The sequence below is a fragment of the Pseudomonas sp. F1_0610 genome, from assembly GCF_047470865.1.
Lineage (GTDB): Bacteria > Pseudomonadota > Gammaproteobacteria > Pseudomonadales > Pseudomonadaceae > JAZDRH01.
Map to the genome: position 1 here is coordinate 1 of NZ_JAZDRH010000104.1, position 255 is coordinate 255.

General features: G+C 42.0%; 1 protein-coding gene. It reads right to left on the bottom strand.

What is annotated here, in order from left to right; translation table 11 throughout:
* A partial coding sequence (locus VQ643_RS16410) for a DDE-type integrase/transposase/recombinase (RefSeq protein ID WP_414201602.1) occupies positions 1-255 on the bottom strand: 255 nt, incomplete at both ends.

The following is a 255-nucleotide window of genomic DNA, read 5'->3' on the forward strand; positions in this document are numbered from 1 at the left end:
AAACGCTCAACATAAGCATTCTGTGTCGGTTTGCCTGGTTGGATATACTGCATGGTAATTTGCTGCTCTTTAGCCCAGTCCTTTATTGTTTCAGAGATGTACTCAGGGCCATTGTCACAACGTATTGTGTTTGGCTTACCGCGCCACTCAATGATTTGCTCTAACGATCGAATAACTCGTGCGCTAGGCAAAGATAAATCAACATCTATAGCCAAGCATTCGCGATTAAAATCATCAATGACATTAAAGGTTCTG